Here is a 22,541-nt window from a genome sequence, read left to right on the forward strand (position 1 = left end):
TAATCGTAAAAAAGAGTAGCTGTTTTACTAGAGTGATTATTACGCCTTTTCTTCAACCCATTTTGTAACGTGTGCTAAGGCATCTGATAAACCTGCTGGATTTTTACCACCAGCCTGAGCCATATCTGGACGTCCTCCGCCGCCTCCACCAACAAGGGGCGCAATTGCTTTAATTAAATCTCCTGCTTTTAGACCTTTTTTGATGCTCTCTTGATTCACTGCTGCAAGTAAGCTGACTTTATCTTCTTGGGCAGTAGCTAATACCAAGATATCCGAAACATTATTTTGTTTCCATTGATCCGCTAATTGACGCAAGCCGTTCATATCTTTCACATCAACTTTTGCAGCAATTACACTAAATCCTGCTACGTCGTTTATTTCTTTAAAGATATCTCCTGCTTGATCGTTTGCTAATTTCGCTTGTAACGAATCATTTTCTTTTTGAGCTTCTTTTAATTCTGCTTGTAATTGAGTGACTTTTGACACCACTTCTTTCGTTTGTGGTGCTTTTACTAGCGACGCTACTTCGTTTAAGCGTGTTTGCTCTGTGAATAATGCAAGGTAAGCTTCTTCGCTTGTTACAGCTTCAATACGGCGAACACCTGCTCCGATACCCGATTCTGAAAGGATTTTGAATACACCAATCTCACTTGTATTTTGAACATGAACCCCGCCACAAAGCTCAATTGAGTAGTTATCAATATTGACAACACGAACAACTTTGCCGTATTTTTCACCAAACAAGGCCATTGCGCCCATTTGTTTTGCTTCTTCAATTCCTGTTTCAACAGTTTCAACTGAAAGTGATTCCCAAATTTTTTCATTGACGATTCGTTCCATTTTAGACAATTCGTCTGGAGTGATTTGACCGAAATGAGTGAAATCAAAACGCAAATAATGGGGTGCAACTAATGAACCTGCTTGATTTGCATGATCGCCTAATACGTCCTTCAACGCTCGATGCAATAAATGCGTTGCTGTATGATTACGTGTTATTTTACGACGAGCTGTTTGATCGACAGCTAACTCATATGTTTCCCCTACGGTTAGTGTTGTTAATACTTCAACTGCATGCAATGGTTGGCCATTTGGCGCTTTTTTTACATCGATTACTTTCGCTACAACGTCACCATTGGCATTCTTAACGACACCAGTATCGGCAACTTGTCCACCCATTTCAGCGTAAAATGGTGTTTGATCAAAAATAAGTTGTGCTTCGTGGTCAACGTTAATGCTCTCTACAAGCTCGTCTGAGGTTGCGATAATGCTTAAAACACCGGTAGCATCTGTTTCATGGTAGCCTACAAAATGACTTGGTACTTTTACTTCTGAAAGCAAGCCTGTTTGAACAGCCATTGATTTCGCATCGCTTCTTGCTGCACGCGCACGGTCTTGTTGTTTTTTCATTTCGACTTTAAAGCCTTCATGGTCGACCTTCAAGCCTTCGTCTTCTGCGTATTCTTCAGTTAATTCAACAGGGAATCCGTAAGTGTCATATAGTTTGAAAATATCAGCACCTGTGATAGTGTCTTCGCTTTTTTCTTTTAATTCTTTTACGATGTTGTTTAAAATTGTCAGCCCATCATTGATGGTCTCGTGGAAACGTTCTTCTTCCGTACGGATAACTTTAACGATGAAATCTTCTTTATCTAGAATTTCTGGATAGTAGCTGTTCATAATACGACCAACAACTGGAACTAATTTATACATAAAAGCTTCATGGATTCCTAATTTTTTACCATGCATTACAGCACGACGTAATAGACGGCGAAGAACATAACCACGCCCTTCATTCGATGGCAACGCACCATCTCCAATAGCAAAGCTGACTGCACGAACGTGATCGGCAATTACTTTAAATGAGATGTCTAATTGTGGATCAACTGCATACTTTTTATTTGCGCTCAAGCTTGCTACTTCTTCGATAATCGGCATAAATAAATCCGTTTCAAAATTTGTTGGAGCGTCTTGTAAGATAGATACAACACGTTCTAATCCCATTCCTGTATCAATATTTTTATTTGGTAACGGCTCATAGGTATGATCTGGTTTGTGGTTGAATTCAGAAAAGACTAAATTCCAAATTTCAAGGTAGCGTTCGTTTTCGCCACCAGGATAATTTTCTGGATCATTTGCTTCCAAATCATTAAATTCTTCGCCACGATCATAGAAGATTTCTGAATCTGGACCACTTGGACCTGCTCCTATATCCCAGAAATTATCTTCAACGTCAACGATATGTTCATCTGTTAATCCAACTTTTTCCTTCCATAGACGTCTTGCTTCCTTATCTTCTGGATAGACGGTTACATATAATTTTTCTGGGTCTAAAGCTAACCATTTTTCATCTGTTAAAAATTCCCATGCCCATACAATGGCATCTTCTTTGAAGTAATCTCCAATCGAGAAATTCCCTAGCATTTCAAATAGGGTGTGATGGCGAGCTGTTTTCCCAACGTTTTCGATATCATTTGTACGAATACTTTTTTGAGCGTTTGTAATTCTTGGATTTTCTGGCACAATGGTTCCATCAAAATATTTTTTTAATGTAGCAACGCCTGAATTAATCCATAGTAACGTTGGGTCTTCAAAGGGAACCAATGAAGCACTCGGCTCGATTTTATGTCCTTTTGATGCAAAAAAATCTAGAAATAGTTGACGTACTTCAGCACTTGTTAATCTTTTCATGATTGTCTTCCTCTCATCTGTTCATTTTTTTAATGGGTTGTTTCTTTTCAGAAACAAAAAAAATCCAATAAACTCGTTGCATACAAGGACGAAAAAATCGCGGTACCACCTTGTTTGCAATGAAATCCATTGGATGTATCATTACCTCTTAAGTCTTCGATAACGCGAAGAATGCGATAGTATTGCTACTATAAGTTTAATTAAAAGGGAGCATCGATGTTAGTTTAGTGATTTTCTTTCAGCCGTGGAAAATCTTTCTTTAACTAAGAGCTACAAACAATATATCCTTTTACTGTGATTTTAGTATAGGAGAAGAATCTTATTTTGTCAATTGTTTCTCGCTAGAAAAACAACTTTGATTTAAATCCTTTCTTCAATAATCAACAGGCTTCTCCTCCATTCGTTCTTTTTCACCACTTTTCTTCAAGTCTCGTTGAATAATAAGTAATTGCTTTTTGGTACAATTGTATATTGTTATCCGAGGAGGTCGTTGCTAAGAGCTGTAAAAGCAACTCCATGCCTTTTTGATATTCCCCTAGATTATAATAAACCATCGCTAAGAAGACACGATAGGCATTGTTTTCTGGAAAGCAGTCAATTCCTTTTATGAAGGTTTCTTTTGCTAAAATATACTCACCGATTGCTCGATAGGTGCTGCCCAATCCTAAATAAGCTTCTTTTAAGTCCGTCGGATTCAGACCTAACTTAATGGCTTTTTGATAATAATCAATGGCTTCGTTCTCAAGGCTTAAATTATCACAACACCATGCAGATTGATAATAAATAGTTCCATTTAGCGGTTCATCAATTAAGAGCTTTTCTAACATGCTTAATGCTTCTTTGGCTTGATTATTTTCTCTCAAAATAATGGCTTCTTGTAGTTTTAATTTCATAAGCTTCTCCCCCTCAGTCGAAATCAATTCTTTTTTAGTATACGTTATTATGGAAGGGTTTCAAATTAATTTCATAAAAAAGAAGCCACTTTATAAAAAGTCACTTCTTAGTAGTTTTACTCTTATTCTAGTTCTTTTAATAAACTAAAGCCTCGTCCCATTACTTCACTAGCACTTGTTACAACCACAAAGGCATGAGGATCAATGACTAATACCGTTTCTTTTAAATGATTAAATTCTCGTTCAGGAATCACACACATTAGCATCTCTTTATCTGTATTTCCGTAACCACCTTTAATAGTTACATTCGTTACACCACGATCAACTTCGTTTAAAATCGCTAAACGAATCATCTCTGATTTTTCTGAAATAATAAAAATGTTTTTTGATCGATTCACACCAACTTGAACTAAATCAATGACACGGCTGATGATAAACAATGAGATTAACGAGTACATTACGGTGTTTAAATCAAAAACAAGTAACGCACTTAAAACAACCATACCATCGATAATTCCAACACATGCTCCCATTGGAATTTTTAAGTATTTGTTCATAATTTGAGATAAAATAGCTGTTCCACCAGTTGAAGCATTGCCTCGAAAAACAAGACCTAGACCAATTCCAATCATCACACCGCCAAAAATAGCAGCTAGTAACGGAACCTCTGTCCAAGGCTCAATTCCGTGTAGCAAACCTACAAAAGTTGGTAATAACAGACTTCCCAAAATTGTTTTAATCCCTGATTGATACCCTAATGTAAAAAAGCAAAGGACTAATAATGGTACGTTGACAACATATAAAATAGCTGAAGGTGACCAACCAAAAACACTATTTAACGCAATACTCAGACCACTTACGCCACCTGAAACAATTTGATTAGGAATTAAAAAAACATTCATAGATAAGGCAATAAAAAAAGCTCCTACAATGACTAATAACACATCAACAAACTTCATTGTATAAGGACTTTCAACAATTTTCTTTTTCAAAACTTCCACTCCTTTTTAACTCGACAAAATTCATTCTAACATCCAGATGTAGTATCTACAATTTATTTTTTTATGGAAACGGTTATTTTCATAAAAAAACTCTCCAAGTCTTAACATCGACTTTGGAGAGTTCCTTGTTTTTAGTTTTCTTCTTCGCCTTTTAATACAATCCCTTTATAAAGGAATACCGTAATCAAATAGTAAATTCCATAAATGACTGCAAATATCGCAAATGGTACCCAAATTTTATAATAAGGCTGTGGCAATAAAAATTTAAACATTTGCATGCCAATCAGTACGTGAATCGCTCCAATAATAGCTGGGAAAATAAAGATCATCGCCATTTCTTTATAAATGGAAGCGACTAATAAACTTTTACGCACGCCAATTTTCCCTAACATCGTGTAGCGCTTCGTATCGCTTGTAGCACCAGTCAGAACTTTAAACATGAGACAGCTTGCCATCATTGCTAAAAAGGCAAAACCTAAGAATAATCCCATAAAGACTGTTCCGCTTGATAAACTATTCAAGCTTGCATACATTTCATATTTACTTGAAGTATAGTCTGTTTTTGGGTATCTTGTTTTTTCAATCAAGTAAATTGCTTTAAACTGTTTCAAATAGCCTATATAATTATTTGTATTGCCAACTACGAGTTGATTTTCTTTTTGTGGAAGCGCAGCAAAGGTTTCTTTGGATACTAATTTAATCGGAAGTTGTTCGCCACTTGTATCGTACCCGTTACTTATATTGCCTAACGCATTTAACCAGTTACTGTTTTCAGTTGTCGTTTCTTTTGGGTCTAAGAGTTGGTTTTCTGGAACAGCTTCCTTGATTTTTGAAAAAGTTGTTTTAAAACTTCCATCTTCCATTTTTCGACTCTCGCTAACCAAAGGAGGATGCTCTTTCATTTCATCCGCAACAAAATAAGTGACGTGATCATCTGTTTTGTAATGGTAAGTTGTTTTTTCATCAAATTGAATCTCGTCCATGATTTTTGTCTCTTTTTTTGTTGGATTATAGGTGACAATATCATATGCACTTACTTGATTTAAAGCTAATTTTGTACTATTTTGAAAAGCAAAACCAACAGTAATTGCACCAACTGCCAGCGCAATCAACATCGCCACCATAGCTAAAACCTTTGTTAAATCATTTACTCGGAAACTTAATTGTGAGAAGGTAAAAATATTAATTTTTTTCTCACTTATTTTTTTGTTTGCCTTTAATTTTTCAACTAAAAATGGCAACGCTGTTTTGAAAAACAAGAAGGTTCCAGCTGTGATTGTAATCAAGGCTACAATAATCCCAATAAATTGGAACGTCGCGATTTTAATCATCATAAAATACCCAATTGCTAATAAAATTAATGAACCAATTGATTGAATCGTCATTTTTTTAGGATTCAACACGATATGATCGGCTTTAGTTTCACCATGAATCAACGTCAAGGCGGATAGTTTTGATAATTTGATTAAATTTACAAAAGCTGAAACAATAAATAAAACTACGTAAAAAATAATCGTTACCATCATTGCCGGTAGATATAAAGCACGATAATCTGGTGAATTAAAATCAAGTTGTTGCATTAAAAGCTGACCGACAACTTGTGACAATCCGATTCCAATAACAATCCCAATGATGATTGAAGCTAATCCTAAAATCATCGTTTCAATAAACATCATCTTACCAATTTTTTTCTTTTTAGCGCCTAAAGTCAGATACATCCCATACTCTTTTTGACGTAAAGAAAGCAAAAATGTGTTTGCATATAAGATGTAAACAATGGTAATAATACCGAGTAAAACAGAGCCTGCCTGAAAAACAAATGAAACCGCACTAATCATTGAATTTTGCTTTAAAAAGGCATCGTTCATCGCTAACGTTTCAAACATATAAAAAATGGAACTTGACATTACTAATCCAACTAATAATACAATATAGTCTTTTAATTTACTTTTAATTCCTGATAAGGATAATTTTAATAACACAGTTTTTCAACTCCCACTCTACTCTTTTGTTCCAAAGCTTGCTAGAACATCCAAAATTTCTTGATAAAATGCTTCTCGTGTATCAGTACGATGAATCTCTTTAAAAATCTCGCCATCTTGAATAAATAAAATTCGTTTACAATAACTTGCACTGTATGCATCATGTGTTACTAGTAAAATCGAAACGTCAAAATCTTCATTTAGTCCTTTCATTGATTCAAGTAAGCTTTTCGCGTTTTTAGAATCAAGTGCACCTGTTGGTTCATCTCCTAAAAGAATAGCTGGCTCATGAACAAGTGCTCTAGCTGCTGCTACTCGTTGTTTTTGTCCGCCTGAAACTTCAGCAGGATAATGATGCAAAATTCTGGTAATGTCTAACGTTTCTGCAATTTTTTCAACTTTTGGTTTGATTTGTTTTGAGGGCACATCTTGTAACGATAAGGGCAACGCAATATTTTCATACATTGTTAAGTTCTCTAATAAATTAAAGTCTTGGAAGATAAAGCCTAGTTCTTTTGCTCGAAAATCAGATAATTGATCCGAGGTTAAATGCGTAATGTCTTTACCGGCTATTTTAATGGAACCAGAAGTGGTGGTGTCTAATGTGGATAATACATTTAGTAATGTTGTTTTTCCTGAACCAGAAGGTCCCATAATTCCAACGAAATCCCCTTTCTTAACGTCAAAAGATACATCTTTTAATGCTTCATATTGATTTTCATTTTTTTTACCGTATACTTTTCGTACGTTTTTTACATCTACTACTGTCTCTTTCATGCTTCTTCCTCCTACTAACTCATCTATTGATTTCAGTTCTTTTTACTACTTCTTTAGTCTAGCACGCATTTTTCTCACTAGCCTGTGTTAAAACTTACAATTTCAACTAGCGTCTTACAGTTTTGTCATGTAGCCAAAAGAAGAACGTGTCGAATTTTAATTGTATATTCGTCCGTTACTATTTCATTTTTTCTTCGTTAGAGTGATTAAATTTGTTTTTTTAGGTAACTAGTTGAGGTCATTCGTTTCATTAGACTTCTAGTTGCTTATCCATTAGAATTAGAGTGTAGGAACTAAAAAAATTGAAAGTAGGGATAAAGATGACAAACTATGAAAAAAAAGAAGAACATGCTATTGAAAAGATTGCAGACACACTTTTAAAGTTAGAGAAAACGTTATCGAAGCTAGACAGTACTGAAAACAAAGTTACCGTTTTTATTGAACAAGAAAAAGCGATCCACGAAATCAAAAAAATAGTAAAAGAAGCTAAAAAAATTGATAAACTTAATGATAAAGAACTTGAAAAAGAAGAAAAAAGAGACGTTGCTTCCATTGAAAAATCCCAAGTCGCATTGGCAGATATCGAAAAAAACTTTGACCATTTAGATCGTACACTTGAAAAGCTGGATGATTCTAATACACGAGTAAAAAGTTATGTTGAACAAGAAAAAGCCATTCATGAAGCTAAAAAAATACTAAAAAGCATTGACAAATATAACGCTCTATAACATAAAAAGGATTGAATCCACTAGATTCAATCCTTTTTAGTTGAAATAAGTTAACAACACATAAAATTCGCTTAATGTGTAAAACCATGAACACTTTTATCAGATGAATCATGAAATAGAATGCTTGCTTCAGCTAATTCTTGTAATGACATCTTAAAGTCTTCCATAAAGGCTTCTGCACTATTCAATCCAAAATCACCTCGACAAACATATCGTTGAATCACAATAGGACTTAACTTTTCAGGCAATGGGTACGCTGGAACTTGCCAACCTTTCATTTGCAAGCGATCTGCTAAGTCATAGAGTGTCCATTTTACTTGATCTTTTTTTAACGTATAGCAAACGATTGGCAAATTACTTCCATCATTGTAAATCTCAAAAAGACCCGTTTTCTCGACTTCATTGGCTAAATAAAGGGCAACATCCTTTGTTCTTTGATGAATTTCTCGGTATCCTTCAAAACCAAAACGTAAAAAATTATAGTATTGACCAATAATTGGACTAGCGCTTCTTGAAAAATTAATTGCCATCGTTGGCATCGAGCCGCCTAAATAACTCACTTCAAAAATTAATTCTTTTGGTAAATATGCCTCATCTTTCCAAACAATCCAACCAATTCCTGGATACACTAACCCATACTTATGACCAGATGTGTTGATGGAAATCACATTTTTTAATCGAAAATCCCATTCTAGCATTGGATCAATAAAAGGAGTGAATAGTCCTCCAGATGCAGCATCAACATGAATAAAAACTTTAAATTCAGTTTTTTGGTTATACACTTCTAGTTTATCGTCTAAGGATTTAATATCATCAAACTTGCCAGTATAAGTGATTCCTAATATTCCAACTACTCCTATCGTATAGGTATCAATTTTGTCCATTACCTGCTCTACATCAATACTCATATGCTCTAAATCCATTGGAACTACCCTCATTTCAATGTCCCAATAGACACAAAATTTTTCCCAACAAACTTGATAACCAGATGAAATAATCAAGTTGGGCTTTTGCTTGTTTAGATCTAATCCTAATTTTTCAGCACGTTTGCGCCAGCTAAACTTCATCGCCATTCCACCTAACATACACGCTTCAGACGAACCGACCGTTGAGGTACCAATATACTTTTGATCTTTTGGGGCGTTCCAGAGGTCTGCTATCATGTTGACACACCGGTTTTCTAATTCTGCTGTTCTTGGGTACTCGGATTTATCAATTGCATTTTTTTCTAATGTTTCAGACATTAATTTAGTCGCTTCGTCTTCCATATATGTTTGACAAAAAGTGGCTAAATTCTGCCTAGCATTGCCTTCGTCTAATAATTCATCTTTCACAAGACGGTATGCAATTCTTGGCTCAATCGGGGATTTTCCTAAGACATATTTGGGGATTTCCCGATCTTCTTCCCGCGTTCCAAAAATGGGTGCTAGTAATTCTTTACTATTTTCCTTATCATTACGGCTATATAACATTCTTTTACCTCCCCTAGTTTCTCTGTTAACTACTTAAATCATAGCAAATAAGTACCGTATATGATAACAATATCCCTTTAATTGAAGCCTAGCTCTTTTACTATCTGAATTTTTACGATATAATAAATCATTACTGTAAAAAGGGAGTTCAGTCTATTTTGGAAAAATCAACCTATTACGTTGTTATTAATCTTCAATCTGGAAGTGGCAACGGTGCTAAAGTTTGGCAGATTGTTGAAAAGACTCTGCTTGAAAAAAAGAAAAACTATCAGCTCTTTGTTAGTGAATACGCAGGACACACCATTTCGCTTGTGAATCAGCTGGCTAAGGATATTCATACTACTCAACAAAAGGATGCTTTAATTTTAATTATTGGAGGAGATGGCACCCTTCATGAAGCTGTTCGTGGTCTTGGAGAAGAATACAAAAAAACGCCTTTAGGTTACATACCCGCTGGCTCTGGCAATGATTTCGCTCGTGGAGTTGGCATTTCAAGAAAACCATTAGTTGCATTAAACCAAATTTTAAAGGCTAAATCAGCCTCAGCCTTTGACATTATTGAATTTCAAGAAAAAGAGCAACCCGATGGTTATTTTGTTAATAATGTCGGCGTTGGTTTTGATGCATTAGTTGTCAAATTAACAAACAACTCTAGTACAAAAGCCACATTAAATAAATACAATTTAGGTTCTCTGGCCTATGTAGCTTCTCTCGTAAAAGCTTATTTTAAACAGCGGAGCTTTCCCATCCAATTGACTGTTGACGGCAAAACTACAGCGTTTAAAGATGCTTTTCTAGTTACAACTACGAATCATTCTTATTTTGGCGGTGGGGTCAATATTGCGCCTATGGCTGTTCCAACTGATGGATTAATTGACGTCATTGTAGTTTCTAAATTGCCTCTTCTAAAAATAATTAGTTTGTTCGTCATGATGTTACTTGGTGGACGTCATACTCGGTTTAAATCTGTGCACCATTTTAGTGGAAAAAAAATCCATTTAGAAACGCTCCATGCTGTCGATGGACAAGCCGATGGAGAAGAATTGGGAAACCAGCTTTTTGACCTTGATTTCAATCCTGCTACTCGTTATTTTTGGTTTGCGAACTAAATTTAAAAGCCTTAATTGCCCTTTTTCATAAAATAGGGCAATTAAGGCTTTTTTAATTAAAATCATAAGGGGAGCAGTTTTCCATGCCAATCATAGGATTTATTTGGTTGGATGTGACTAATTTTAAAGTTAGATGATAAGAAATAGGTTCATTTGATGGATCTGTCGTTGTTTCCTCAGCTTCAAATAAACTTAATTCTTCTGTTTTCGGTTGCTGTTCTTCTTTAATCGGTTCAGCATGTTGTTTTTCTTCGACTTCTAAAGAATCAACTTTTTTTGGTGTGAATGGTTCAAAATGAACTTCTACCTCATCCGTTTCAACAATACGCTCTTTTAAAGTTGTTAAGCGATCATCTGATGATTTTTCCACACAAGTCTCAAATGCCTGTGGTTCGCCACATAAAATCAGCAAATCGCGACTTCTCGTAATCGCTGTATAAAGTAAATCGCGACGTAGCATTCGATGGTAATTACGTACCATGGGTAAAATCACCATTTTAAATTCGCTACCTTGTGATTTATGAATGGAACAACAATAGGCTAACGTTATTTTATTCCATTCATTCCGCTTGTAAGTCACTTCATTTGTATCGAACTGAATAATTATTTCATCGACTTTATCTTCCGTTTCCTTAGCTAATTGAATGCCTACAACCTCACCCATATCGCCATTAAAAACATTCGATTCAGGATTATTTACCAAATGTAAAATTTTATCGCCAATTCGATAGACTTTGTCATTGAATTTTACTTCTTTTCGTTTGCCTGTATCATTTGGATTAAAAATTTCTTGCATCATTTTATTTAGTGCGTCAATTCCCGCTGGTCCTCGATACATGGGAGCCAATACTTGAATGTCTTGTGACGTAAAGCCTTTTGCTTTCGCTTTTTCAACGACCTGCTTAATGACGTGCTCAATTTGTGGGGATTCACACCTGAAAAAGGAGCGGTCTTTTTTGTTGCTAGTAAAGTCAGCAGGTAATTTTCCATCTTTGATTTCATGAGCTAATTGAATAATCGAAGAGCCGTCTTCTTGACGGTAAATTTCATTTAATTCCATACTGGGAATCATCTGTGATTTTAATAAGTCATGTAACACTTGTCCCGGTCCAACTGAAGGCAATTGATCTTTATCGCCCACTAATATTACCTGCATGTTGCTTGGAACTGCCTTTAGCAGGCTATTGGCAAGCCATGTGTCCACCATTGACATTTCATCAACAATTAGTAAGCCACCTTCTAGTTCCCGTTCAGATAAAGCGTCTGTGTTTTTCTCTCGCCCATTTAAGCCTAGCAAGCGATGAATCGTACTACTTGGCAGCCCTGTAGATTCGTTCATTCGTTTAGCTGCTCGTCCTGTTGGTGCTGCTAGTAAAATGGGAAAAATAGCATTGTGATAATCGTTAATATCCAATGAAAGTCCATTTAATTCTGCAAACAATTCGACAATACCGTTTAAAACTGTGGTCTTTCCTGTCCCTGGTCCACCTGTTAAAAGAAACAAAGGCGAGGTCAGCGCTTCTTCAATTGCTTTGACTTGAGAATCTCCATAAGAGATGTTCAAGCGTTTTTCTAAGCGACGAATTTCTTTTGGAATATCGTGCCCTTTATAATGAATCTTCTTTTGACGCTCTAATAAACGCTTTACTGAATTAGCAACGCCCCATTCTGCATGATACAGCGTATTGATATACAATTTTTCATCATTTTCAATCAAACGCTGTTCTTCTAATAAGCCGATCAATTCATTTGCAACAAAATCTGGTTCGATCATAAAGGGACGACTGTCTTCTAAAATGCGAATGGTTTCTGCTAGTAAAGGTTCTGCTAAAGTATACGTATCTCCTTGACTTAGGCAAATCTCGTTTAAGGTGTATAAAATGGCTGCTCGCAAACGCGCTGGAGAATCGGCTGCAAAACCAAGCTGTTCTGCAATACTATCTGCTTTTTTAAACCCAATATTTTCAATATCTTCAACAAGTTGATACGGATTTTCTTGAATAATCGATAAGGTTTCTTCTTGGTAAGTTTGGTAGATACTAAATGCTAACTGGCTCCCAAAACCAAACCCATTTAATCCGATGATAATTTGCTCCATACCGTCTCCAGCTTGTAAGGTTTCAGAAATCAGCGCAATCTTTTTTTCGTTTAAACCAGGAATTCCTTTTAAAATTGCTGGATTTTGTAAAATTTCATCAATTGCATATTCTCCTAGCGCATCGACAATACTTTCAGCTGTCTTTTTCCCAATACCTGGGAATTTGTCGCTAGAAAGATAGGAAACGACTCCTGCAGCTGAGGTGGGACGCTCTTGTTGGTAACGTTCTGCGTTAAATTGAAGTCCGAATTTTGGATGGTCTGTCAATTTCCCATAAAAGCGATAGACTTCCTCTTCTTGAATCTGACCAAAGCTCCCTGTTACCACAATTTCTTTTTCTTTAAATGTTGAATTTGTCTCTACGACTCGAACCAAGACTACTTTGTAAAAATTGGTTGGATTTTGATAGAAAATAGCCGCAACTTGCCCAACAACAAAAGGGTCATCTCCTGCAAATAGATTTAAATTTTCTTGCATTCCCATTTTCTATAGCCATCCTTTCTGAATTAGTTTACATCGCTACTCTTGACGATTCGCTTGTAAAAAAGCTTCTATTTCTTGTAATTGATTTAAGTTTTGTTGATAGTATATTGGATTGAGTTCTTGGGATCTTTGAAAGTCCGCTTCTATTTTTTCTTTATCTTTTGCTAGTACCATTCCCATCAACCCTTTTTTAAACCATGCTTCACTGTTTTCTTGGTTTAATTTCGATGTGTGGTCATAGTAAGTATAGGCTTCTTGAAAAGCTTCGGTTTGTAAAAAAACATTGCCTAAAAGTAACGCAAGTTCACTATCGGTTTCATCGAGTTGAAAAGCCGTCAATAGGTAAACCAGTGCTTTTTTAGGTTGTTCTAGTGCTAAATAGCTTTGACCTAACATGATGGCAGCATCTTTTTTGAAGGTTTCGGATTGGGTAAATACTTGTGAAAAATAATAGATGCCTTGTGAATAATCTGCTGTTTGATAATATAAATTGCCAAATCCATAAAGAATTTTGCTTTGATTGGCCTTTTTTTCATTTGCTAAGGTTAAAACAGCTTTTGCATCTTCATATTTTTGAGCAAGCATCAGCATGGTTGCTAAATTATAGTAGCTATCCATATTTTCTGGGTGAGTATCAATTTCTTTAAATAACAATTCAATTGCTTCTGTCGGTTGTCCTTGCTCCCATAGTTGAAAAGCTTTTTGATTGCGATCCATCTTAACACCTCGTTTAAGTTAGTAACTCTATTAATTTTACAATAAACACAGCATGGATGCTAGCTTTTCTGAGAGCTTTTTTATGAAGTTAAATGACTCTTATCATTCCATAAAATCAGCTTCATTTCTAATGGTGTTGCTTCTAGCACAGACAAACTAGTGTTGTCTAACCCTCCTGCTTCTCGAATATCAGATAAGGGTTTGCCTAATAACGTTTGAATCACTGCAACTAAGGTAACGCCGTGACTAATAAATAGTAGATTTTGTTCGGGATAGTTTTCCATGGCTTCATGAACAACTGCTAGACTTCTGTCAATTAAAGCTTGATAGGTTTCACCTTGAAATTCAATTGGATTATATTCATGAGCGTTATTGCGAAGATGATGCATTTGTTCAGGAAATGCATCAATTGCCTCTTCAATCGTTTGCCCTTCTAATGTTCCCAAACCAAACTCTTTTAAACCATCTACATACGTAACGCCAGGTGCTTCAACAAATTCTGATAACAGCATTTCACAGGTTTTTACAGCTCGTAGCTGGGTGCTGACAAATACTTGTCCAAATGCAACCTCTTTTAATTGCTCTCCAAGTAATTGAGCTTCAATTAAACTATCTTCTAACAACGGAGAATCAGCCTGTCCACCTTGTAATTTTCGTGAAAGATTCCATTCCGTTTTACCATGACGGACAAAATAAAGTTTTGTCATTTTTTTCACCTAGTTTCATTTTAATGTTTCCCATATTATCCTTGAAGTTTGTCGAAATATCAAGGAAAGACTGATAATAAAAAAACAGCAACTGGAAATCAGTTACTGTTTTTTTATTTAATTAGACATATTGTAAGATTTTAGCGTCATTGTAAGCAACGTCAATAGTTCCGCCGCCTAAGCATTCCATACCGTCATAGAAAACAACAGCTTGCCCTGGCGTAATCGCTCTAACAGGCTCATCAAATTCAACACGAGCAGTTGTACCATCTTCGTTTAAATGAACCGTCACACCTGTATCTGTTTGGCGATAACGAAATTTAGCCGTACATTTAAAGGTTTTTGGCATTTCTTTATAGGTTGTAAAATGAATATCTGTTGCATCTAAGTGAGTAGCATATAAATGTTCATGATGGAAACCTTGTCCCACATAAAGCGTATTGGTTTTTAAATCTTTTCCAACAACAAACCACGGTTCACTTGATTCACCGCCACCACCAATGCCTAACCCTTGGCGTTGTCCAATAGTATAATACATTAAGCCATCGTGTTGTCCTTTGACTTCACCATCAATTGTCACCATGTTTCCTGGTTTTGCTGGTAAATAATTCATTAAAAATTGTTTAAAATCACGTTCGCCAATAAAACAAACACCTGTCGAATCTTTCTTTTTAGCAGTTGCTAAGCCAGCTTCTTCAGCAATTTTGCGAACTTCTGATTTTTCCATGCCGCCTAAAGGAAACATTGTTTTAGCTAATTGTTCTTGTGACAATTGATTTAAGAAATAGGTTTGATCTTTATTTGTATCGATTCCACGTAACATATGCGTTACGCCATCCTCGTCTCTTGTTACTTGTGCATAGTGCCCAGTTGCTACATAATCAGCGCCTAAACTCATCGCATAATCAAGGAAGGCTTTAAATTTAATTTCCTTGTTACACATTACGTCTGGATTTGGCGTTCTTCCTAGCTTGTATTCGTCTAAGAAGTATTGGAAAACTCTGTCCCAATATTGTTTTTCGAAATTCACTGAATAATAAGGAATTCCAATTTGATTTGCCACTTGGATCACATCGTTGTAATCCTCTGTTGCTGTACATACGCCAGCTTCATTTGTGTCATCCCAGTTCTTCATAAAAATCCCCACCACGTCATAACCTTGCTCTTTTAAAAGCAATGCTGTAACAGATGAGTCAACTCCGCCACTCATGCCAACTACGACACGTGTTTTGCTGTTGTCTGTCATGCTTTTCACCATCATTTCAAATAGATTCTGAAAATCTTTACGATTTGAAGGTCGTATTTTTCCCAGTCTTACTAATTATAACCATTTTAAGGGATAAATCAAGGGGATGGGATTGAGTTCAAGATTGCTTTTAGAAAATTACTTAGATATCCCAATACACCTTGTTCTTACTTCTAAAAAAAGAACAGGTTCTTACCTTTTACAAACCTACAAGTAGTCAATTTTACGTTAAGGGAATTCGTACTTTAAACAAGCAACCCTTCGGTGTGTTCTCTACTAGCTCAATTTTCCCTTGATGCAACTCTACTATCCATTTAGCAATAGGAAGTCCTAATCCTGTCCCACCAGTTCCTCGATTTCGGGATTTTTCTTCTCTAAAAAAACGCTCAAAAACCCGTTCTTGATTTTCCTTCGCAATTCCTGACCCTGTATCGCTAATCATGAGTTCCCAGTAGTTCCCTTCAACGAAGCTACCTAAGCCGATTGTTTCCTTTTCTTTTGTGTATTTTAACGCATTATCTAATAAAATCACTAAAACTTGTTGGATTCTTGTTTTGTCTACTTCGGCAATCATTGGCGAAGCTAGTTTTGTCCAAAAGTACTTTCCTTGACTAGCAGCGATTTCTTGGTATGGAGCTAAGCATTCTGCTAAAAAATCATTTAAGAGGACAGGTTCTTTTGTTAATAGTGTTTGATTGGAATCTGCTCGTGACAGCCATAACAGATCACTCGTGAGTTTGCTTAAATGGCGAATTTCAGAAAGAGAGAGCGCAATTGGTTCGATTTCGTCTACAATCCGCTCATTTGGTTTTGTAAGTAAGCCTTCTAATTTATTTTGGATAATTGTTAATGGCGTTCGCAATTCATGAGAAGCATTTTCTACAAATTCAGTTTGTTTTTGCCATGAAAGTAAGATAGGGCGCATTGATTTTCTAGCTAACACATAACTGGCTAGAATTGATAAAATCCAGAAAACAATAGAACAAACAATTAATATTTCACCAAAACTAGCAGCCAACTGCTCTTCTGCTTTGACACTTATAATAAATTGAATGTATGCGGCATCTTGGTTGATACTATTTTTTGCTTTAAAAACAATGTAGCGATAAGAAGAATCTCCCACTGTCACACTTTTTACTGTTCCTAGTTTTGTTGTGTCTAGGGTTAATTGGTTGAATAACGCATAATTTAATTCTCCAATGGCATCTTGATTTAAGATTTCTCCCTTTTTATTCCACTCTATTGGTAGAATACCTGGTCCTGATCCTTGTCGTTTTTGTTCCATATTTTTTGGTAAATCAGGCTGATTTTCTATAACCTCTTTACTGACAGGAGGCACCTTATCTAATCGTTCCTTTTGTTTTAATAACTCACTATTAACAGATGAATAGAGCGAATTTTGAACTTGTTGGTAAATGATTAAACCAAAAATTAAAAAAATAATGGCAAAGGTCACGACATTGTAAATAAAAAAACGAATTTGTTGTTTTTGCTGAATGGTATTTTTCAATTTAGCTCTCCTTTCGTCAACATATAACCAACGTTGCGTAAGGTTTTTATCTTAATTTGATTGTGATATTTTTTTAATTTTTTACGTAAATTACTCATATAGACTTCAACAACCGTAATGGATGTTTCTGAATCAAATCCCCAAATTCGGTCAAAAATTTGTTCTTTTGTAATAATCATTTCTGGATTCTGGATAAAGTACTCCAGTAGATCATATTCTTTTCCATTAAGCGGAACATTTTCTTCTCCCACTTTAGCTGTTTTTTGTTGAAGATTTAAAACTAAATTTTGATGAGAAATTTGATTTTCTTGAAAACCACTATGAGTTCTTTTTAAGAGAGCTTTTAGGCGCATTAATAGTTCTTCCCTGTGAAAAGGTTTCACTAGATAGTCATCTGCTCCTACTTGAAAGCCCTTGATCTTATCATCCATTCCATCTTTTGCAGTTAGCATTAGAACCGGTGTTTCGATATGCTGTTTTCGTAATTGTTGCAACACTTGATACCCATTCATTTCTGGCAACATTAAGTCTAGGACGATAACGTCATAAATGTTTTGTTCTCCTTGATAAAGACCCTCTGCACCATCGAATGCTTGCGTACCTTGTAAAAATTCTTTTGTTACTTCAACGACATTATCAGATAATCGTTGGTCATCTTCTATTACCAGTAACCTCAACACAGCTTAACCCCATTTCAACTTTATTCTTCATTATCATAGCTTGAAGCCGTGAATTAAACCGTAGCAATTGATGACTTTTTTATGATTTTTAGACAAAAAAAGAGAATCGTTTGTTAACGACTCTCTTTTTCTTGTTATTTATTCCGCTTTTTCTAATACGCCTCGCTCAACTAAACCAGCCATAATAAAGTTATACTTGTCAATACTCATTTTAAACGCATCGCCTTTAAAAAGATTGACTGCTCTAAGTCCATTGCTTGTAGTTGTTGAAATTTTTAATTGTGTTAAATCTCTAGAGATTACAATTTTCAACTTGATTCCTTGTTTGTTTTCTGGTGATGCATCTAATGGACGAATAAATTGAAAATTCCCTGAACTTGTTTCTTCAAATCCATTGTCTCGAACTGTGTATTTTTTTACGGTTGGACTCATTTGATAGCTATCTGGTGAGCCTGCTAAACTTGCAACTGTTTCAAATGCCATTTTATTTCACCTCATCGAATTATTCTAACTCTTTAAGCGCTTTAAAGCCTTCTTTAACGCCTCTTCTCCTAAATACTATACCATATATTCCAGTCGTTCTTCCAGTCTTATTAAAAATTAAGTTGGCTATTTATAAAATGACAAGGTTGTTCGCAACCTTACAGTTTCGTTCGTATTTATTTTATTTGTTATCCTTTATGATGAAATTAGCTAAACTAATTCGCTATAAAGGAGGACAACAATATGAAATGGGAAAATTTATTTCAATACCAAGGACTCATAGGAGCGTTATTTTTTATCGGTATGATGGTGCTTGCTTTGTGTGCCGCTCGTTAAAAAAAGATACTAAGATTGCTCTTACTATCTTTATGAATGTTTTAATCGTTTTACTACAACACTTAATTGTTTTACTGCTTCGTCAATCATTTCAGTTGTTGTACCTAAACCAAAACTGACACGAACAGATTCTTTTACTCGTGGACTCTTTTTGCCAAACATAGCACTTAGTACATGACTAGGCTCCATATTTCCAGCGGTACAAGCTGATCCTGCTGAAATACCAATTCCTAATAAGTCTAAATTCATTAATAATTGTTCAGATGAAACGCCCTTCATCCATATATTTAGAATATGTTTTAAATAATGCGTCTCGTTGCCATTGATTTCAAAATCAATTTCAGCTTGCTTTAATCCTTCAATTAATTGATTTCTAAAACCATCATAGGTTTCACGACGCTTACTCCGTTCTTGTTCTGCAATTTCAACGGCTCTTTGAAAACCAACGATTGCAGGAATATTCTCTGTGCCTGCACGCCGTTTTGTTTCTTGCTCGCCACCTCGCATAAAGCTTGGCAAATGAATTTCTTCATTAATATAGAGAAAGCCAATTCCTTTTGGTCCATTTATTTTATGGGCAGAGACCGATAGTAAATCAATTGCATCTTGCTTTACATCAATATCTTCTAAGCCATATGCTTGAACTGCATCGGTATGAAAATAAGTTTCTGTTTCTGCTAGAAATGCTCCGATTTCTTGAATGTTCATAATGGTGCCTACTTCATTATTGCCATACATAACCGATACTAAACTTGTATCTGGACGAACAGCAGCAATTAAATCCTCTACGTGAACCAAGCCTGTTTCATCAACTGGCAAATAAGTCACTTCAAACCCGATTGATTCTAAATACTCCATCGGCTCTAAAACAGCATGATGTTCCACAGCGGTTGTAATTAAATGTTTCCCAAAATGGGCTCTTGATAAAGCCGTCTCGATAATTGCAGTATTGTCACTTTCAGTTCCGCCACTTGTCATGACGATTTCAATAGGCTTAGCTCCAATACTTTTAGCAAAAACACTTCTTGCTTCATCTAATAATTTTCTTGCTTCTCGACCGAATCCATGAATACTAGAAGCATTTCCGTAATGTTCTTTCATTGCATGAAACGTTACTTCCAAGACTTCTGGATGGACTGGACTTGTTGCAGCGTGATCTAAATATATTTTTTCCATCGGGTTACTCCAATCTACTTTGGCTAAAGCTTCTATTTTCTTTTAAATTCTATCATGGATTTCTTCAATCAACAATTAAGACTGGTTATTTTCTACAAAAAGAAACAAATAGTGAACACTATTTGTTCCTTTTAATTCTTTTATAGATAAGCCTCTGTGTCCTTTTTCTTTCTAATCTCTAGCTCTGGGAAAAGTAAATCTAATACGTCTCTTGTCAATCTGCGTCCTTTTCCTTGATAAGGATAGGTATGCATGTGCATTGCGGGGTTAAAGTTCGCTTCAATCACAGCATATCCTGGATTTTCCGGTGTGCTTGGCTGACTTCGATCTGGAATGATTAAATCCACACCACTTATTGTTGCTCCAAGCGCTTTTGTCATTTCAACAGCTGCTTTTTTATAACTTTCATCCATTTCATCTGTTAAATCAAAGGAATCCCCACCGGTACTGATGTTGGAATTTTCTCTTAGATAAACAATTGTACCCGTTGCTGGTATCGAATCTATTGTAAATCCTTGTTCTTTCAACATCAACTGCTCAATTTCACCAAGTTGAATCAGCTCTAATGGTGAGCGGTGGTGCGTTCCTCTTAATGGGTCTTGATTTTTAATTGCCACTAACTCTTGAATTGTTCGTTCTCCGTCGCCAACCACGTTAGCAGGCATTCTCAACATAATTGCGCGGGTTTCGTTTCCTAAAACAAAGAAGCGATATTCAGTTCCGTCAATAAATTCTTCCACTAAAATGGCACGGTCTTCTTTGAAGGCAATGTCTACTGCTAATTCGTAATCTTCTTTTGATGCTCCATCTTTAAAAATTGAAATTCCTAGTCCATAATTGGTTGATTTTGGCTTAATTACAATTCCCTTGTCTTGATGATTCCAATAATCGAATTTTGCTTCTTCAGGAGTTTCGTATTCCGCTCCCACGGGTACATGGAAACCTGCTGATTCAAGAACTTTCTTTGTGACTACTTTATTCTCCATAATTAAAGGAGCAATGTATTGGTCTTTAGAAGTCATATTGGCATTTTTAACATACTCTATATGATCTTCATGAGTCAGTTTTAAAAACTGCTCGCTTTCATCTAGAATTTCTACTTCAATTCCTTTTTGAATACTATCAAACATCAATAGTTGAGTAGATAATTCCATTCCTTCAAAACCTCTCAAGTTATAGCTTTTTTCTAAGGCTTCTGCTTTATATTGTTTTGCCAACGCTAGACCTACCTTTTGGTAAGAGCCTTGTTTTTCAATATCCGTTACTAAACGTCCAGCGATGGTTTCTTTAGGTTCAAGCAATTGTCTTTTAGCTTCTTCAACTAATGCTGCTTGTGCAGTTGATAGTGAAAGTGTCGCAATCATTTCTTGCATCTTCTCAACTAACGCTAGACCTTCTGCTTGGTAGGCTGAAATTTCATAAGGATGAGCTAAGGCTGTTGCTTCATTGTATTTTTTACCTTTTTCAATATCTGAAACCGTCGCCGTCTCATCTAACCAAAGTAACGTCATTAAAAAGAGATGAACAAATTCCATATCCTTTTCTGTCATTCCAAAGGCTGCATACGGATTTAAATCAAATATCCGAAATTCTAAATATTGAATCCCTTTTGAAGCCAATTCCTTAACTTCTTTTGTCCCGCGAATTCGAACTGGAGAATAGAATTCTTTTTCTTCACTTAGCACACCTGTTGCTACAAGCTGCTGAATATCGGAAATATACGTTTCTAATGATTCAAAAGACACTTTGACATCTTCTGAATTCACATAACCATAATGGCTGCTACGAATACTTCGAACATAGGTATTCAAAGGCTGTTCTTTATCAGTATAAAAATCATCGGTTGCAACTGGGGAGGCCCCTAATAAATACGTCAATAACCACCGGTAACGAAGAAAGTTTTTTGCTAATTTCATGTAGACATGCGACTTAAATTCAATTAAAGAAGTAAAGGCGGTTTGTTGTTGAAATAAGGCTGTCAACAATTTTTCATTGATTTCATAGTTATAATGAATGCCACAAACCATTTGTTTTTTCTTGCCGTATTTTTCAGCTAAGTGTTCACGATAAGCCACCGCTGTAAGATCGTCAAATTGAGCTACTTGAATATCACGTTCTGCTGGCAATCCGATGGGCATACTCATTGGCCAAATATATTCGTTTAGTGGTAATGAGCGTTCAACGACATCATGAATCGCCATTAACCAACGATTCATTGTCTGAGTCGATTCAGTTGGTGCGGTTACCAATTCTAATTGTGACTCACTAAAATCGGTTTGAATATAAGGGTTGTAGCTACGATTTCCAAAAATCGTTGGATGGGGAGTCAAGGCTAATTTGCCTGATTCTGTCACTCGTAGTCCTTCTTTTTCAATCCCAAACTTTCCTTCATTGAAAGCCGGTCCAAGTGCTGCTTTTTTTAATAGTTCTGATAGTTGAGTCATTCGTTTAAACC

17 protein-coding genes are annotated in these 22,541 nt (G+C 35.7%); 2 read left to right on the forward strand and 15 right to left on the reverse strand.

Going from position 1 to position 22,541, the window contains the following annotated elements; all coding sequences use genetic code 11:
- Positions 1 to 39: 39 nt before the first annotated feature.
- The 5 genes from alaS to CDIMF43_RS09560 form a co-directional block, all read right to left on the reverse strand.
- Positions 40 to 2,688 carry an alanine--tRNA ligase gene (gene alaS, locus CDIMF43_RS09540; protein WP_109841852.1) on the reverse strand — a complete coding sequence of 883 codons (2,649 nt, stop codon included), beginning with the start codon at positions 2,686 to 2,688 and terminating at the stop codon, positions 40 to 42.
- 410 nt (positions 2,689 to 3,098) lie between these two features.
- On the reverse strand, positions 3,099 to 3,581 hold the full coding sequence (locus tag CDIMF43_RS09545; protein WP_109841853.1) for a tetratricopeptide repeat protein: 483 nt from the start codon (positions 3,579 to 3,581) through the stop codon (positions 3,099 to 3,101).
- A gap of 122 nt (positions 3,582 to 3,703) precedes the next feature.
- Positions 3,704 to 4,540 carry a YitT family protein gene (locus CDIMF43_RS09550; protein ID WP_176713132.1) on the reverse strand — a complete coding sequence of 279 codons (837 nt, stop codon included), beginning with the start codon at positions 4,538 to 4,540 and terminating at the stop codon, positions 3,704 to 3,706.
- Positions 4,541 to 4,713: 173 nt separating this feature from the next.
- A complete protein-coding gene (locus CDIMF43_RS09555; RefSeq protein ID WP_109841854.1) occupies positions 4,714 to 6,564 on the reverse strand; it encodes an FtsX-like permease family protein in 1,851 nt (616 codons plus the stop codon).
- Positions 6,565 to 6,582: 18 nt separating this feature from the next.
- On the reverse strand, positions 6,583 to 7,341 hold the full coding sequence (locus CDIMF43_RS09560; RefSeq protein WP_034569217.1) for an ABC transporter ATP-binding protein: 759 nt from the start codon (positions 7,339 to 7,341) through the stop codon (positions 6,583 to 6,585).
- 320 nt (positions 7,342 to 7,661) lie between these two features.
- Here CDIMF43_RS09560 and CDIMF43_RS09565 point away from each other — a divergent pair, with 320 nt between their 5' ends.
- Positions 7,662 to 8,069 (forward strand): hypothetical protein, encoded by a 408-nt coding sequence (locus tag CDIMF43_RS09565; RefSeq protein WP_074402499.1) that lies wholly within the window; start codon positions 7,662 to 7,664, stop codon positions 8,067 to 8,069.
- A 71-nt stretch (positions 8,070 to 8,140) separates the two neighbouring features.
- Here the strand turns inward: CDIMF43_RS09565 and CDIMF43_RS09570 are convergent, their stop codons facing one another.
- Positions 8,141 to 9,541 (reverse strand): glutamate decarboxylase, encoded by a 1,401-nt coding sequence (locus CDIMF43_RS09570; protein WP_109841855.1) that lies wholly within the window; start codon positions 9,539 to 9,541, stop codon positions 8,141 to 8,143.
- A gap of 158 nt (positions 9,542 to 9,699) precedes the next feature.
- On the opposite strand from CDIMF43_RS09570, the gene CDIMF43_RS09575 reads away from it, so the two are divergent.
- A complete protein-coding gene (locus tag CDIMF43_RS09575) occupies positions 9,700 to 10,650 on the forward strand; it encodes a diacylglycerol/lipid kinase family protein (protein ID WP_109841856.1) in 951 nt (316 codons plus the stop codon).
- A gap of 52 nt (positions 10,651 to 10,702) precedes the next feature.
- Here CDIMF43_RS09575 and recD2 read toward each other — a convergent pair whose 3' ends face one another.
- From recD2 to gshAB, 9 genes are all read right to left on the reverse strand, one after another.
- Positions 10,703 to 13,231, reverse strand: coding sequence for an SF1B family DNA helicase RecD2 (gene recD2, locus CDIMF43_RS09580; RefSeq protein WP_109841857.1), 2,529 nt, complete (start codon positions 13,229 to 13,231; stop codon positions 10,703 to 10,705).
- 36 nt (positions 13,232 to 13,267) lie between these two features.
- Complete coding sequence (locus tag CDIMF43_RS09585) at positions 13,268 to 13,948, reverse strand: tetratricopeptide repeat protein (RefSeq protein ID WP_109841858.1); 681 nt, start codon at positions 13,946 to 13,948, stop codon at positions 13,268 to 13,270.
- 80 nt (positions 13,949 to 14,028) lie between these two features.
- Positions 14,029 to 14,655, reverse strand: a complete 627-nt coding sequence (locus tag CDIMF43_RS09590) for a histidine phosphatase family protein (RefSeq protein ID WP_109841859.1) — start codon at positions 14,653 to 14,655, stop codon at positions 14,029 to 14,031.
- 121 nt (positions 14,656 to 14,776) lie between these two features.
- The gene (gene mnmA, locus CDIMF43_RS09595) at positions 14,777 to 15,913 is read right to left on the reverse strand and encodes a tRNA 2-thiouridine(34) synthase MnmA (protein WP_109842369.1); all 1,137 of its coding nucleotides are present in this window, start codon (positions 15,911 to 15,913) and stop codon (positions 14,777 to 14,779) included.
- Between the two features lie 211 nt (positions 15,914 to 16,124).
- Positions 16,125 to 17,411 carry a sensor histidine kinase gene (locus CDIMF43_RS09600; RefSeq protein WP_109841860.1) on the reverse strand — a complete coding sequence of 429 codons (1,287 nt, stop codon included), beginning with the start codon at positions 17,409 to 17,411 and terminating at the stop codon, positions 16,125 to 16,127.
- Entirely contained in the window at positions 17,408 to 18,091 is a 684-nt protein-coding gene (locus tag CDIMF43_RS09605; protein WP_074402492.1) for a response regulator transcription factor, read from the reverse strand. The genes CDIMF43_RS09600 and CDIMF43_RS09605 overlap by 4 nt, the downstream gene beginning before the upstream one ends.
- A gap of 138 nt (positions 18,092 to 18,229) precedes the next feature.
- Entirely contained in the window at positions 18,230 to 18,574 is a 345-nt protein-coding gene (locus tag CDIMF43_RS09610) for a DUF1831 domain-containing protein (RefSeq protein ID WP_034569195.1), read from the reverse strand.
- Between the two features lie 366 nt (positions 18,575 to 18,940).
- A complete protein-coding gene (locus CDIMF43_RS09615) occupies positions 18,941 to 20,086 on the reverse strand; it encodes a cysteine desulfurase family protein (RefSeq protein ID WP_109841861.1) in 1,146 nt (381 codons plus the stop codon).
- Positions 20,087 to 20,226: 140 nt separating this feature from the next.
- The gene (gene gshAB / locus CDIMF43_RS09620) at positions 20,227 to 22,530 is read right to left on the reverse strand and encodes a bifunctional glutamate--cysteine ligase GshA/glutathione synthetase GshB (protein WP_109841862.1); all 2,304 of its coding nucleotides are present in this window, start codon (positions 22,528 to 22,530) and stop codon (positions 20,227 to 20,229) included.
- Positions 22,531 to 22,541: the final 11 nt, after the last annotated feature.

This window comes from Carnobacterium divergens (assembly GCF_900258435.1).
Taxonomy (GTDB): Bacteria; Bacillota; Bacilli; order Lactobacillales; family Carnobacteriaceae; genus Carnobacterium; species Carnobacterium divergens_A.

Bases quoted from the DNA above. Each gene is read 5' to 3' on its own strand.
- CDIMF43_RS09610 (WP_034569195.1), bottom strand. From the start codon at position 18,574: ATGGCATTTGAAACAGTTGCAAGTTTAGCAGGCTCACCAGATAGCTAT.
- CDIMF43_RS09560 (WP_034569217.1), bottom strand. From the start codon at position 7,341: ATGAAAGAGACAGTAGTAGATGTAAAAAACGTACGAAAAGTATACGGT.
- mnmA (WP_109842369.1), bottom strand. From the start codon at position 15,913: ATGGTGAAAAGCATGACAGACAACAGCAAAACACGTGTCGTAGTTGGC.
- CDIMF43_RS09565 (WP_074402499.1), top strand. From the start codon at position 7,662: ATGACAAACTATGAAAAAAAAGAAGAACATGCTATTGAAAAGATTGCA.
- CDIMF43_RS09615 (WP_109841861.1), bottom strand. From the start codon at position 20,086: ATGGAAAAAATATATTTAGATCACGCTGCAACAAGTCCAGTCCATCCA.
- gshAB (WP_109841862.1), bottom strand. From the start codon at position 22,530: ATGACTCAACTATCAGAACTATTAAAAAAAGCAGCACTTGGACCGGCT.
- CDIMF43_RS09570 (WP_109841855.1), bottom strand. From the start codon at position 9,541: ATGTTATATAGCCGTAATGATAAGGAAAATAGTAAAGAATTACTAGCA.
- CDIMF43_RS09585 (WP_109841858.1), bottom strand. From the start codon at position 13,948: ATGGATCGCAATCAAAAAGCTTTTCAACTATGGGAGCAAGGACAACCG.
- recD2 (WP_109841857.1), bottom strand. From the start codon at position 13,231: ATGGGAATGCAAGAAAATTTAAATCTATTTGCAGGAGATGACCCTTTT.
- CDIMF43_RS09550 (WP_176713132.1), bottom strand. From the start codon at position 4,540: ATGAAGTTTGTTGATGTGTTATTAGTCATTGTAGGAGCTTTTTTTATT.
- CDIMF43_RS09545 (WP_109841853.1), bottom strand. From the start codon at position 3,581: ATGAAATTAAAACTACAAGAAGCCATTATTTTGAGAGAAAATAATCAA.
- CDIMF43_RS09590 (WP_109841859.1), bottom strand. From the start codon at position 14,655: ATGACAAAACTTTATTTTGTCCGTCATGGTAAAACGGAATGGAATCTT.
- alaS (WP_109841852.1), bottom strand. From the start codon at position 2,688: ATGAAAAGATTAACAAGTGCTGAAGTACGTCAACTATTTCTAGATTTT.